Annotated in this window: 11 protein-coding genes; 3 read left to right on the plus strand and 8 right to left on the minus strand. The window is 42.0% G+C overall.

Annotated elements, in window-relative coordinates; translation table 11 throughout:
- Positions 1–7: 7 nt before the first annotated feature.
- Positions 8–1306: a M18 family aminopeptidase gene (locus C1X04_RS06390; protein ID WP_137169471.1), complete on the plus strand. Its 1299-nt coding sequence runs from the start codon at positions 8–10 to the stop codon at positions 1304–1306.
- Positions 1307–1386: 80 nt separating this feature from the next.
- Here the strand turns inward: C1X04_RS06390 and C1X04_RS06395 are convergent, their stop codons facing one another.
- Positions 1387–2715, minus strand: a complete 1329-nt coding sequence (locus C1X04_RS06395; RefSeq protein ID WP_110571693.1) for a TolC family outer membrane protein — start codon at positions 2713–2715, stop codon at positions 1387–1389.
- 198 nt (positions 2716–2913) lie between these two features.
- Positions 2914–4146, minus strand: a complete 1233-nt coding sequence (locus tag C1X04_RS06400; protein ID WP_110571694.1) for a hypothetical protein — start codon at positions 4144–4146, stop codon at positions 2914–2916.
- A gap of 121 nt (positions 4147–4267) precedes the next feature.
- Between C1X04_RS06400 and xni the strand changes: the two genes are divergently transcribed.
- Together xni and gltX are read left to right on the plus strand one after the other, a co-directional pair.
- Positions 4268–5050, plus strand: coding sequence for a flap endonuclease Xni (xni, locus tag C1X04_RS06405; RefSeq protein WP_110571695.1), 783 nt, complete (start codon positions 4268–4270; stop codon positions 5048–5050).
- A gap of 181 nt (positions 5051–5231) precedes the next feature.
- Positions 5232–6716, plus strand: coding sequence for a glutamate--tRNA ligase (gltX, locus tag C1X04_RS06410; RefSeq protein WP_137169472.1), 1485 nt, complete (start codon positions 5232–5234; stop codon positions 6714–6716).
- A gap of 79 nt (positions 6717–6795) precedes the next feature.
- Here the strand turns inward: gltX and C1X04_RS06415 are convergent, their stop codons facing one another.
- The 6 genes from C1X04_RS06415 to C1X04_RS06440 all read right to left on the minus strand — a co-directional run bounded on the left by C1X04_RS06415 (position 6796) and on the right by C1X04_RS06440 (position 14546).
- Positions 6796–8682 (minus strand): methyl-accepting chemotaxis protein, encoded by a 1887-nt coding sequence (locus C1X04_RS06415; protein WP_110571697.1) that lies wholly within the window; start codon positions 8680–8682, stop codon positions 6796–6798.
- A 241-nt stretch (positions 8683–8923) separates the two neighbouring features.
- The gene (locus C1X04_RS06420) at positions 8924–9238 is read right to left on the minus strand and encodes a DUF3301 domain-containing protein (protein ID WP_110571698.1); all 315 of its coding nucleotides are present in this window, start codon (positions 9236–9238) and stop codon (positions 8924–8926) included.
- Between the two features lie 255 nt (positions 9239–9493).
- A complete protein-coding gene (locus tag C1X04_RS06425; RefSeq protein ID WP_110571699.1) occupies positions 9494–10030 on the minus strand; it encodes a flavodoxin in 537 nt (178 codons plus the stop codon).
- A gap of 28 nt (positions 10031–10058) precedes the next feature.
- The gene (locus C1X04_RS06430) at positions 10059–10952 is read right to left on the minus strand and encodes an AraC family transcriptional regulator (protein ID WP_137169473.1); all 894 of its coding nucleotides are present in this window, start codon (positions 10950–10952) and stop codon (positions 10059–10061) included.
- Positions 10953–11089: 137 nt separating this feature from the next.
- Positions 11090–12463, minus strand: a complete 1374-nt coding sequence (locus tag C1X04_RS06435; protein WP_137169474.1) for a sigma-54 dependent transcriptional regulator — start codon at positions 12461–12463, stop codon at positions 11090–11092.
- A gap of 1 nt (position 12464) precedes the next feature.
- Positions 12465–14546: an ATP-binding protein gene (locus C1X04_RS06440; protein WP_137169475.1), complete on the minus strand. Its 2082-nt coding sequence runs from the start codon at positions 14544–14546 to the stop codon at positions 12465–12467.
- Positions 14547–14580 lie beyond the last annotated feature (34 nt).

Here is a 14580-nt window from a genome sequence, read left to right on the forward strand (position 1 = left end):
GGATATTATGGAATTTTCAAACTTTAATGATTCTTTACTGTCATTTCTTCACTCTTCCCCAACGCCGTTTCATGCCACAGACAGCATGCGTAACGCCTTGCTTGCGGAAGGTTTTGTCGAGTTATTAGAAGAAGATAACTGGGTGATTGAGGAAGGTGGGAAATATTTTGTCACGCGTAATGAATCATCCTTAATTGCTTTTACGACGCCTCAGCTGACTATGCATCAAACTGGTTGGCGAATGATTGGTGCCCATACCGATAGTCCTTGCTTAAAGTTGAAGCCGAATGCGCAAGTCGATCGTTTTGGTTATCACCAGTTGGGTGTCGAGGTTTATGGCGGGGTTTTACTTCACACTTGGTTGGATCGAGATTTATCGATTGCAGGTCGTATCACTTTAAAAAACCAAGAAGGTAAAATTGTCAGCCGCTTAGTGGACTTTAAAGACCCGGTCGCGGTCGTACCAAACCTAGCGATCCACTTGAATCGTCAGGCAAACGAAGGCTTCTCTGTGAATCCACAAGAAGAAATTTTGCCTATTCTTTGTGGCGCAGAAAACGAATTCGATTTGCATTCATTGTTAAAAGCGCAACTGAAAAAGCAATACCCAGAGTTGTCTGTTGCTACTATTTTAGACTTCGAGTTGAGCCTTTATGATACTCAGCCAGCCGCTTTGGTTGGTTTGCATAAAGAGTATATCTGCTCCGCTCGTTTGGATAATTTGTTGAGCTGTTTCGTTGGGTTGCAGGCTCTATTAGATAGTGACTCACAGCGTCCAAGCTTGCTTATTTGCACCGATCACGAAGAGATTGGTAGTTTGTCTGCGTGTGGCGCAAATGGGCCATTTTTAGAGGATGTATTGCACCGTTTAACACCCGATCCAGAGCAATATGTTCAATCCATTCAGCGTTCTATGTTGGTGTCTGCAGACAATGCTCATGCATTGCATCCGAACTATGCGCACAAGCACGATAAAAATCACGCGCCTGCTATCAATAAAGGGGCGGTTATTAAGGTAAATGCGAACCAGCGCTATGCGACAAACAGTGAAACAGCAAGCATTTACCGTGATATCGCTGCGCAAGAAAATTACGATGTACAGTGCTTTGTCGTTCGTAGTGATATGGCGTGCGGTAGCACAATTGGGCCAATTACTTCTGGCGAGATAGGTGTTCCTACCATTGATATCGGCTTACCAACATTTGGTATGCATTCAATTCGTGAGTTGGCAGGCAGCAAAGATGCTTATGGTTTGTATAAAGTATTAGCTCGATTCACAAAACGAGAAAAGTTGATAACTCGATAATACTGACAGGGTGTTGAAGCCAATAAAAAAGCCGTAAAACAGTGTTTTACGGCTTTTTTCTTTCGCTAAGACTGAGTCGGTTAGTTTTTAGCAACCAGCCATTTGTCTAGCTCTTTGATCTTGTCTTCTGTTAGGTCGCCAGTGGCTTCAAGAAGATTTAGCTTTTTCAACACAAAGTTGTAGCGGTATTGTTCGTAAGTATTTTGCGCATTAAACAGATTAGATTGTGCATCTAATAGTTCAACAAGGTTACGAGTACCCACATCATAGCCAGCTCTTGTTGCTTCTAAGGCACTGGTTCTAGAGCGGATTAGCTGCTGCTGTGCTTCGATTTGAGCAACGGCTGTTTGCAAATCAAGATATAGGCTACGGATATTCAGCTCAATGGACTGAATAGAGCTTGCTCTTTGTTCAGCAACAGACTCGGCTTGTGATGTTGCTTGTCGAATGGATGCGTTGATTGCACCGCCGCTGTAAAGCGGAATGCTAACGCCTAGAGCGACGGAAGCATTGTTTGTGACGCCGTCTTGCATGGAAGCAGGGGCGCTGTTGCTATAATCCGTGTCTGTTCTTGATAGCGAGCCTGTGATGGCGACAGTTGGTGTACGACCATTGGCTTTTTGGATATTGATATTGTTCTCTGCACTTTCCAATGAAAGGCTTAGAATTTTCAAATCTTTGTTATCCATTTTCGCTTTAGCAATCAAAGAATCCACTGTCATATTTGGGTCTAAGCGAATAGGGTAGTCTTTTGACAGTTGAGGAATGTTTTTGATTTCTTGGCCTGTTCTTTGGAGCAAGGCTTTTTGAGCATAAGACACACTAGAGCGGGCGCTTAGTTCCGTTACTCGAACAGAGTCATATTCCGCTTGTGCGTCTTGCAGGTCAGTAATAGACGCCAAACCTACTTCATATTGCTTTTTAGCGCGATCTAGCTGACTTGCTGTACTTTTTACTAAAGCTTCTGTTGTTTGCAAGGTGGACTGTGCAATTAACAGGTTGAAGTATTCGGTTAGCGTTTGAAGAGCAAGATCTTCAGAGGCATTTTCATAACTAATACCAGCACTTTTCGAGCTTAATTCAACTGAGTCAACAGCATAACTAAGAGCAGGTGAGTAAATTGGGTAACTTAACTGCAACGCCAAGGAGTTTGAGGTGCTGTCAAAATCAGCGGAAGAAGTGTCTGTTTTATCGTAACCAAGGTTGCCGTTAAAAGAGATGCTTGGGTATAGGTTCCCTTTGGAAACTGTTACGCCTTCTTTTTGCGCTTGATAAGTGGCAGCTGCCGCTCTAAGACTTGGGTCATGTTGCTGAGCTAATTTGTATACTTGATAAATGCTTTCAGCGTTTGCAGTCGCACTGGATAGCACTGCTGCGGCAATGAGTGATGATATAATATGCTTTTTCATAGATCTCTGTGGGCTCGTATTATGAAATATAGTTATAATACTACCTTAAGTTTTTAACTTGTGGCAGTACCTAAGTTGCTATATCTATTATGACTATTGACCATATCATAACGAAATATTTTAAATAGGATCGGATTGTGAAAAATTAATGCAAGAGAGATGAGGGGTTGGCCCCCATTTCTCTTTATTTTGTAGTGATTAGTTTTTCAGCTCTATTTTATAGGTTACTGTCTTCGTTGAATTCGCTTCTATATTGCCGCTAAGGTTTATGCCTTTGGCATTTGTCTGTGTTGCCGCGTCGCCCGCTAATAACTCTACAAGACTGTTTGTACTGTGTTCCACTGAATAGTGCTGTGCTTTATCGGAATGGTTTTCTATTGTGGCAGTCCAGACCTGTGTCGTGGGAAGTTTTTCGGATGTAGAGCTAACAAGGGTAAGGTAACCGGTTACATCTTGGCTTTTGTTTGTCGTCACGGTAAGAGGGTTGTTGGCGCGAACGGTATTTAATGTGATTTCGTTGCCCGGAATCAGTAAACCTTCTTTTTTCCAGAAGGTTTTATATACCCCAGGGAAGCCATCTTTAGGCAATGAAAAATGGACGGTGTTATTAAAGGTTAGATCGATTTTTCCTGAACTGTTTCCATAGGTATATAAACTGGCTTGTTGAACTTGTTTGTCTATTTCGCTGTTGCTGCTCGGTAACGGTATTAAGGTATTGGAATAGGGGGAAATAGAAAGAGCGTTTTCTTTTAAAGGATAACTTATTTCGTTGTCTTGATAGTTTACCTCTTGCTTCATGTCACCCATGGCAAGAGAACTGCGTTCTATTTTAAAGCGCTGCGGGCTAATGTTATTTGAGTAGTGTAATAAGCTCTTTCGAATATCAATTTGCGTGTTGGAGTGATTGCTCAATAAAGCTTGTTGCGAAAGAGTCACCTGACCATTTTCAAATATTAGGCTGAGCTGTGGTGACCAAGAAAGCTGGTTGGTTTGATAGCTGACAGGGAAGGTAAGTGCTGTTGCGTTTTTTTGGGGTTCCGATTTTGTCAGCGGAATTAGGTAGAAATCATCCAGCGGTAATTGTGTTAGGCGGCCATTTATGGACAGCCACATGGTACGGTTATTTTGTTGTATTTGAGTGAGAGTGCCTGTGTAGCTTAGGTCTCTTTGTTTATGCTCTACTCTGACTTCTTGTCCCACTTCATTAATCCAATTGGTTGATGAATCATTCTGTAAATGGGTAATGGGGGCGAAGTTATCTTGCAGTGGTAGCAAAGTGCCTGAGATTGGAGACAGGCTTATGGTTGGGTTGTTTTCGACTATTTGACTGTTGCTTAAACCAATGACCGCGTCGATTGGCGTGGCAAAAATAGGTTGAGTTAACGTGCCTAAAAGAACGCTTACATACAAGTAGGCTGGTTGCTTTTTCATAACAGAGTCCTTTTGTGTTATTGGAATATCATCATACTAGTTATCGTGGTGCATGTTTACTCATGTTACCCTAATAAAAAGTTTTGTCTGTAAAGCAAAGAAGTAAAAATAAGGGTTTGGTGTGGATAAAAAATTACTCATTATTGACGGTTTAAATTTAATTCGTCGACTTTATGCTGCATTAGAATCCGAGCAAGATTTAGAGCGTCGAGTGGAACGTACACAAAGCATTGCAATAGAAGCTTTGGCGAAGTTAACTCATCAGTTTGAACCATCATATGCTGTGGTTGTGTTTGATTCCAACGGTAAAACGTGGCGTCACAAAGTCTATCCAGAGTATAAGCTTGGCCGAGTTCCCATGGACGATGCATTGCTGGAATCGTTAGCGGATTTTGCCCGTGTCTTTCGATTTAATCATCTGCCGTGTTTGAGAATAGATGGCTGGGAAGCGGACGATCTTATCGCCACTTTGGCGGTCAAAGCAGCGCAGAATAATGTCAAATCTTATATTGTTTCCACGGACAAAGGCTTCACTCAATTGCTGGGGGACGATCGCATCCTACAGTACGATTATTTCGCTAAGCTGGGGTATGACAAAATCTGGGTGCCTGGAAAGTACGGTGTGGAACCTCATCAGTTAACTGATTATTGGGCCTTGGTTGGTGATACAACAAACCGTATTCCAGGGGTGAAGGGGATTGGTCCTAAAACCGCACTGGGCATTATTCGAGAGTTTCCAACAATTGAAGATATTTATGCCAATTTGGCGTCTTTTTCGGAACGGACTCAGAAAATGTTGGCGGGAGGATATGAACAATGTCTCTTGTCACGATCCTTGGTGGCATTAAAAACCGATGTAGATATTGGCGTTCGCCTTTCTCAGCTCCGTTATCAGCACAAATAAGTAATCAGCGCAGGCTATTGGCTATTTTATCTACTTGTTTCTTCGGCGCTTAGTGGCTGCACAAGTAAAGTTTCATGAATATCAAACATCTAAACGGAAAAGATAGTTCAGCCCTCTTACTCACAGGCTGTGAGAGGCTTATAATAGTGATATTTTCAGGCAACAGATAAATGAGATTGTTATGTCAGAGGTAAGAACACGTATTGCACCTTCACCAACAGGTGACCCGCATGTAGGAACTGCTTATATCGCGCTATTTAACATGGCGTTTGCTCGAAAAATGGGCGGTAAGTTTATTTTACGTATCGAAGATACGGATCAAACTCGCAGCACGCCAGAATCTGAAAAAATGATTTTGGATGCGCTTCGCTGGTTGGGTCTTGATTGGGCGGAAGGTCCAGATGTTGGGGGAGAATACGGCCCTTATCGTCAAAGTGAAAGAGGTGATATTTACGCTCAGTATGCACAAGAACTGATCGAGAAAGGCCATGCGTTTTATGCGTTTGAAACACCGGAAGAGTTGGATCAAATGCGTATCGAGCAGAAAGAGCAAGGTCTGCCGCAAAAGTACGACGGTAGAGCGCTTAAGCTGAGCCAAGAAGAGATTCAGGCGAAACTGGATGCAGGTGTTCCTTATGTTATCCGCATGAAAGTGCCTGAAGAAGGCGTTTGTGTGGTTCAAGATATGCTTCGTGGCACAATTGAAATCGATTGGTCTCAAGTGGATATGCAGGTGTTGCTTAAAGCTGATGGCATGCCAACGTACCATTTGGCCAACGTTGTAGATGACCATTTGATGAAAATTACCCATGTTATTCGTGGTGAAGAATGGATTAACTCAGCGCCTAAGCACATATTGTTGTATCAATACTTTGGTTGGGATATGCCGACATTGTGTCATATGCCTTTACTGCGTAACCCTGATAAGTCTAAATTATCAAAACGTAAGAATCCAACGAGTATCTTGTACTATCAACGTATGGGGTATATGTCTGAAGCCGTTATCAATTACCTTGGTCGTATGGGCTGGTCTATGCCTGATGAGCGTGAAAAATTCTCGCTTGATGACATGATTGAGCATTTTGATATTCAGCGCGTATCTTTGGGTGGCCCTGTTTTTGATGTTGAGAAGTTGAGCTGGTTAAACGGTATGTGGATTCGCGAGAATCTATCGCCAGAAGCGTTTGCTCAGAAATATGTTGAATGGGCACTGAACCCAGAATACTTGATGAAGATTTTGCCTTTGGTAATGCCACGAGTAGAAACTTTTTCTGATGTTGCGGATGTGGCAGGCTTTTTCCTAAAAGGTATGTTGCCTATTACGAAAGAAGATTTCTCTTCTATAAAAATGGAAGAAGAAACGCTTCGTAAAGCGATGCAGTTCGCGTTGTGGCGTCTAGAAGCATTGAACCAGTGGGAAAAAGATAACATCTTTAATGAAATGAAAGCGCTAGCACAAGTTATGGGTATTAAGCCTAAGGACTTCTTTGCGCCTTTGTTTGTGGCTATTTCTGGTACAACCGCTTCTGTTTCTGTCTTTGATTCAATGGCGATTCTAGGTTCTGATATTTCACGCGCACGCATGCGAACCGCGGTGAATGTTTTAGGTGGACCGTCTAAGAAAGAAGCTAAGCGTTGGGAAAAAGAGTTTGCTGACTTAGCATAATCAGTTATTTCTGGTTCATAGCAAATGAGACAAAAAAACCGGCTTAAGCCGGTTTTTTTTGTGTCTTATTTGTCTTGTATTAACGAGTAGTGAAAACGCTCGTTTTTTTATCTAGGCTGCTTACCTGATTGTGAATGTCGCGGGTATTACCTTCAATGCTGTTAATGTAGCTGTTATCGCGTTGAAGTTGCTGAGCAATCTTATCCATCTCTTCACTCATGTGAACAGCGGTTTTCGCGACTTCTTGGATGGATCTTGCCATATCGATAGAAGATGCAGAGCTAGTTTGTGCATTTTGCTCAATGTCTCGAATTGCAAGCTCGGCTTTCTCGCTGAACTCTTCAATAGAGTGCAGGCTATCTTGACCACTTTGCATTGTTTCAATCGCCGTTTGAGTAGACGACTGTATCGTGCTTACTATGTCAGTAATTTTCGCTGTTGCATCAACTGTTTTTTCTGCAAGAGAGCGAACTTCATCTGCCACGACAGAGAAACCACGACCAGCTTCACCGGCACGCGCTGCTTCAATAGCTGCGTTTAGGGCTAATAAGTTGGTCTGATTAGCTAGATCGTTAATCATACCAATGACATTGTCGATGTCTTTAGACAGTTGGCCTAACTCGTTAAGCTGCTGGCTAGTTTTGTTCACCACACTGATAGTGCTAGACAGATTTGCAAGTGCGCCTTTTATCGTTTCTGCACCCACTTTGGCAGACTCATAAGTATTCTGAGACTGACTGCTCAAGCCTTCTGTTGTATGGGAAATGCTTGAAATAGTGGTGGATATTTCTTCGGTAGCTGCCGCTAGAGAGTTTGTCTGTTCACTAACGGAACGGTTGCTCTGAGCAATGTTTACAACCGATGTATTAAGCTCGGCTACCATGTTGTTGACACCTTGCGTGGTGTTGACTACGTCGCCAATAACGCTACCCAGTCCATTTGTCATTTCGTTGACAGAACTACACAGAGAGTCAAATTCATCGTTACGTTTGCTGTTTACATGTAAGCGTGCCGTCAGATCACCGCTTTTCACTTTACCTAAATCTTTAATGATTTGGTTTAGGGTTTTGTTAACGCTGCTGCCGATACCCATCATCATTAGAGCGGAGATAATAGCGACAATTACACTAACAATGATCAGGCCTATGCTGGCTTGCTGAGAACTTACAGAAGCTTGTTGGCGTGCTTCTTGTACGGCTTTCTGCATGTAATCGGTTGTGGCTAAGCGTGTTTGCGCGAACGCCGCTTTATTGGTAGAGAACTGTGCTTGTAGATCTTTTAAGATTTGGTTTTCTTTACTAAGGTTTTCTACCGCCGCAAAATATTGGCCAATAACTTCACCAAAACGCTCTTCTAGGCCAAAGTTCACTACGCGTTTATAGAATTTGTCGTAGCGTTCCATGAACGAAGCTTTGTTTTCTGGTGTGGGCTCAAAGATAAAGTTCTTTTCTGCTTCGCGAACGGGTAAGAATTCTTGCTTAACAAGACTTAAGAAGGAAATGTCTTCAGTCACTTTTTCACCTAAAAGAGATATTTCACCTTTTAGGCCAGATGAGCCATTAAAGCCCACTTTATGTCTTTGCTTAACCAATAATATTAATGAATCGTTGTAGTCAGCTAAGGAAGTGATGATGTTTTTAAGGTTTTCTTTAGCGCCTTCATCTTGAAGACTTGCTAGGTCTTTTTGAAGCGTCGCGATAAAAGACTCGTTGCTCGCGTTTAGTTGTTCTAAATAACTGTCGTAGGAGCTGTCATTGATTGTAGAAAGGGCTTCATACTCTTCCATCAAGGTGATGATGAGCGTTGACAGATTTTTATCAACGCTTGTTAGTCGCTCAAATTTTGATGAGGATGTTTCTTGGACGTTTAAACCCTGCAAGGCAACAGCAGTGACAATAACGAATCCAAGAACCGCAGCAATGAGTAGGGAAAGTAATTTTGTACGAAAACTAAGGTTTGCCAACATAATTTATCCTGCGTTTTTATTATATGTGGAACAGATAGACTTTAGTTGAGGGTATTAGGTCGATAGCCTAAGTTTACGCTTTGTCTATCAAATCATTACACTTATTTACACATGTATTCTATTTCTACTATGACCACATTTGCAATTAAATGAAATAAAAATATGAATTTATCTTGTCGTTGTTGTGTGAATAAATGTGACTGTCGTTGATATTTTATTGCATGGTGTTGTCTTTTGGTGCTCAAAAGTCATGTGGGCTTAGCCATATCTCTGTTTTATGGGGGCCGAGGTAGCTAATTTTTCCTTGGTATCGGGCAATACCACTAGAGCTAAATTCGAATTTATAGCTGCGCTTTATTTTGATTTGGCCATGTTGCCAAGTCGGCCGCCATTCAGACCCTGCAACACTGTCTTCTAGTAACTGTAGATTTAGAGATTCACAGTGTTTTTTGGCGCATATTAAAGCTTGCTCTCTAATAAAGGCATTACGCCACCATGCATAAATGGCGGCAAAAACAAGTAGCAGGATAACAATATCCGAAAGTTGTAGGTTCATGTATATCAACTGTGTGTAGAAGAAATTTAATGCTTTCTCTTACATCATAACGAATAGTATCTAGAAGAAAAGAAAAATACGTGACTACCTCCAAGCAGGAGAGAAAGGAGAGGTAGTCACGTTCTTCACACAGGCTAGAGCAAGCCGTCAAATTATCTCATTGCAGTAAGCTAAATTTGGGCATTCGGGGCAGCGAATGTTTGGTGTACCAAATTAGTCGTTAGCTTTTACTGCAATGGCCAGTCAGACGATAACTTAAGCGGCTTCTACTGCTCTTTCTGCGTAAAGCTGGATGACCCACTGTTCTATACGTTGATCAGTGAGTTCAAATTGCTGGTCTTCATCGATTGCTAAACCGACAAAATATTCTTTGTTATGAACGCAAGCGCGCGATGCTTCAAATTCATAACCTTCGGTGGGCCATTGACCAATAAATGTGGCATTTGTTGGTAACAGTTTCTCGTAAAGCCAACCAACTGCGTCAACAAAGTAGTCGCCATAACCAAATTGATCACCTAGTCCATAAAGCGCTATAACCGTATCAGCAAGAGCTAAGTCTGCTAGATTATCGCCAATGTCTTCCCAATCTGATTGAATGCCACCAAAGTCCCATGTTGGAATCCCTAAAATGAGCATTGAGTACTGTTCTAGTTGGCTAAGCTCTATGTCTTTTATGTTGAATATATCAACTTGCTCGCCTAATTCTTCCCATTGTTTCGCTATCTTGTGACCAACTTCTTCTGTGTTGTTGGTGTCTGTGCCGTAGATGAGGGCGATAGTTGATTGAGCCATGTCTTATGTATTTCCTATAACTTAATGCTTAGTGTATTTGCTCATACTGGTGGCTGTAGACACCAAAATATTTAATGAAAGCCGCTTCAAATTGATCTTCAGAAAAACCGCTCTGAGCGACAATATGAATATGCGATTTTTCCGCAGGGTTTTGTCGAAGTTTAGAGGCCGCTGATTCGATACGATTGAGAGTGAAATAGCTCTCTATTGATTTTCCTGTAAGGTGTTTAAAACCAATAGCTAATGCTTCTGTATTTAAGCCTACAGTATGAGCAAGATGTTGAATGTCGAGTTTGTTTAACTCTGGTGCTTCAATCAGGTTTTGCGCGTTAAATAACTTACTTTGACAACCTTCACATTGAGAGAGGTGACTAAGCATTTGCAGCTGCTCGATCAGTGTAAAAATAAGTGAGTACAAATGCCCCGCTAGACTAATTGAGTGGCTTTTGTGGTTTAAAATATTGGTTAATATTGGATGAGTATTGCCAGTGACAGGAAGTTGGATGACAGCGTTTTCGTTGCCTAACCGGTTACGCATAGCAACAAAATGCTGAATCACTTGATCTTCTGTCTCGCCCAAAACAGACGCAAGAAGAGAAGGGCTAATATGCGTCTGCAAAAGACTAAATGACTCGCCTTTTTTCATCATAAAGTCGCCACTAATGGCGCTTGCCTGATAACTAATTTGTACAGACTGAATATCTTCGACGGTTTTTATTGGGCCTGTTCCCAAAAAAGAAAAATAGAGGCCTGGTTGAGCTTCTTCGTGAATAGACACATCTGCAGTACTGCTTAGATGCTGGTTGAGTAAGTGCAAATTAGGCAGAAGGGTAATTCGTTGCTTGTGACCAGATAGCCATGGCATCGCCTGTTCGCTAATGCTGCCGCTATTGTCATAGATGTCTTGCATGTTTAGTTGCATCGTATGTAGCCCCTGAATCGATAATGGTTATCATTAAAGTATTTTTAGAGGTTTGATGCAAGTGATTCTCATTAAATAAATTATATGAGAATCACTTTGTTGATATCTTTATTTGATCTAATTGCTTAAATAGCGGATTAATCTAGGTAATCGACTCGGTTTAAGCCGTATTTTTGCATTTTTTGATTTAGGGTTCTGCGCGGAAGTTGAAGTTGTTCCAAGACCAGCTGAATATTACCTTTTTGTTGTCGGATGCTGGCTTCTATCAAACTGCGTTCAAATTCTTGGACTTTGACACTTAGAGGTAATGGCGTGATGGTGTCTATGTCGTCTTGCGCCTGATAACCAGCAAGTATCTTGGCTATGCTCGTGTTGGGTTCTAAGGCATAGCGTAGAGCGACGTTTCTGAGTTCACGAACGTTGCCGGGCCAGCCATATACGGTGAGTGTTTCGTGATCTATTGGGCTTAATGGTTTGAAATCACCACCCCGTTCTTTTACGGCAATACGGCAGAAATGCTCGAAAAGTAGGGGAATGTCTGCTCCTCTACTGCGTAAATCTGGTAAGTGAATCTGAGAAACGTTGAGTCGAAAGAATAAGTCCTGTCGGAAATTGTCGAGTGTCTGTAAGTCGTTTTTAGCAGCGGCAACCACTCTAAGGTCTATTTGTATAGTGTTGTTACTGCCGATACGTTCTAGCTGATTTTCTTGTAATACGCGCAATAGTTTTATTTGCATTGGCAAAGGCATGCTTTCTATTTCATCTAGAAAGAGGGTGCCGCCACTGGCGTGCTCCAGCTTGCCTATTCGTTGTTTATTGGCACTGGTGAATGCCCCAGCTTCATGTCCAAACAGCTCACTTTCAAAAAGATCAGCAGGAATGGCAGCGCAGTTTATAGCAACAAAGGGGTGTTTACTTCTTGGGCTGCAGTCGTGCAGCGCTTTGGCGACTAGTTCTTTTCCGCAACCTGTTTTCCCGTAAACAATGACGTGAGTATCCATGCTGGCAAAGGTGCGAATTTGCTGTCTTACTCGAATGATTTGTTCGTTTTGTCCGATAATCGTTTCTTCCAAGCCATGTAACTCACCCAAATATTGAGATTGGTTTGCGTGTTGCTGTTGTACCTTTCTCAGTTGAATGGCTTTTTCTACGGTTTGTAATAATCGATTCGGATCAAAGGGTTTTTCGAGGAAGTCAAAGGCGCCATCACGAAGAGCATTAACGGCAGTATCGACATCACCGTGGCCTGTGATGAGAATAAAAGGCAGTTCAGCTTCCTGTGAAAGACAGTTATTCATCAGTGTGAGCCCATCAATGGGGGTCATTCGAATATCGCTAACAATGATGCAAGGCAAACCAACGCTGAAATGGTCAATGAGGTCTTGAGCGTCTTGGAATTCTCTCACTGTGTAACTGGATAAGCGTAACCATTGGGCCGTTGTTGAACGTACGATATCGTCATCATCAAGCAGCCAAATTTCGATGTGATTGCTGGTGTTGTTATTTTCCATGTTAGGCCTTTAATAGGGTTAATCTGAAGACTAATTGCGCCGCAGAGTTATGGCTTGCCTTAAGTACTCCGTTCATGTCTTTCGCAAGGTTGGCACTAATAGCAAGACCAAGTCCTAATCCTTTACCGATTGGCTTGGTCGTGAAAAAGGGTTCAAAGATATGCGCTAATTGTGCTTTATCAATGCCTGGTCCATTGTCTTGGTAATTGATGCTGATATAGCCATCTTCCTCTTGTAATGCGATTTGAATCCTTGGGGGAATTTTTAATTCATTGCAGGCTTGGACTGAATTGCTAATAAGGTTGGCAAAAATACGCTCTAACCTAGTCGGTTCAGCAATAACCTTGTCTGAATCTTGCAATTCTATATCCCATTGTACGTCATGGGCATCATCACCAAGGCTTTCTATTGCGCAATTGACCGCTATTTTTATTGATGTGGGAATAAGTTGCTCAGGTCGCCGATAGGCGAGAACTTTTAGTTCGCTAGTCAGTTTTTGCATTCGCACCACAAGAGATTCTAGATCAACTAACGTCTTTAAGGCTTGTTCGGGTTCTTGTCTTTTTAATAGTAGTTCAGTGCTGTAAGCAAGTGTTCTGATGCCGGTAAGGGGCTGATTCAGTTCGTGAGCAATGGCGGTAGACATTTGCCCTATGGCGGCGAGCTTTTCAGTTCTTAATAATTCTTGCTGTGCGACTTCAAGGGCTTTTGTTCGTTCTAGAACTCGTTCTTCTAGGCGTGTGTTGGCTTCCAATAAATTCAATTCGGCTTTTTTTCTTTTGCTAATGTCTATTAGTGTCACCAAGTATCCTTGAGAATCGCTCCATTCAAGTGGTGAAACAGATAATAGGGCAGGGAAAAGTTGTCCATCGTCTTTTTGTAACATCGCTTCTTGTCCTAACAAGTTGCTAGTCAGCACTGTGTCTTTTGATTCTGCTTCTTGTAACGATTGCACAAAGGTAAGTGCAGTATGGTTTTCTGGGCAATTAGGTAAAAAATCCTCAAGATAGCGTTCGTTGAGTTGAGCGCTTTTTCCAAGATAGCTCAGGCCCATTGGGTTTGCGAAGGAGATTTCCCCGCTTTTGGTCAGCTGTAAAAGTCCTACGTGTGTGTTTTCAATTAGCGCACGCTGACGCAGGGCGCTGTCGGCAATGAGGATTTCATTTTCAAGTTTGGACGCGATTTTTAACGCGCGTTCTCTTCGATAAAGCCAAAATAGAAAGATTAAGGCGAAGATCCCTAAGCTTATAAATGCAATGTTCTGTGCTTTCTTTTGGATGGTTTTCAAATTGGATAAATAGTGAATTTGCCATTTTAGATCGTCCAAAGTGACATTTTGCAGTAAGTAACTTTCATTGTTTAAATGGTATATTTTAGAGCGAGTATTATTTAAAAACTGCACATTGCTGTAGTTGCTTAGCCAGTCACTAATTAGCAATCTATCTACTTTGCTGGCTAAAAAAATCAGGCTGTTTTGATCTGTCATCACGACCAGATCATCTGATAAGTTCCAGCGCTCAATTAGATCGTTCACATTGATACGGACAACAACTGCTCCGGCTAATCCTGAAGGCGTATAAACCGGCGCCATGACGATATGTGCGGATTTAGATAGCTCAGCGTTGTAGCCAGAAACCAGAATATATTCTCCTTGTTGGTCTTTCAGGACATTGCTTAAGCTCTGTTTGTCGAAATAATCGTCCAGTTTAAAATGCGGGGATTGCTCACTGGAGACAAGCAAATCTCCTTGTGAGGAAAGAATAAACCAATCTAATGTTTTTGATACGTGAGTAAGGTCTTCTAGCTGTCGTTGAATTTGCTGGGTTAACGCCTCGTCTTTTGGGTTCTCCATAAAGTCTAATAGCGTTGGGTTGTCTGCAAGGGCATAGGGCAGAATATGGTAGCCTTTTAGTTCATTACGTAATTCGATGACGTAATCGAGCAGCTGATCTTGGCCCTCCGAATGTTTGTTGATGATAAGCGCTTGATAGGCGATGGTGTTTACACCGAAGAACAGTAGAGTCAGGATGACACAACCAAGGGAAAGAAAAAAAAGGCGATGTTTACGAAATTGTGAAATCAAGGGTGTCTCACTCGCTTATATTATGCTGAAAGAC

The sequence above is a fragment of the Marinomonas sp. FW-1 genome, from assembly GCF_005222245.1.
In the GTDB taxonomy this organism is placed as follows: Bacteria; Pseudomonadota; Gammaproteobacteria; order Pseudomonadales; family Marinomonadaceae; genus Marinomonas; species Marinomonas alcarazii.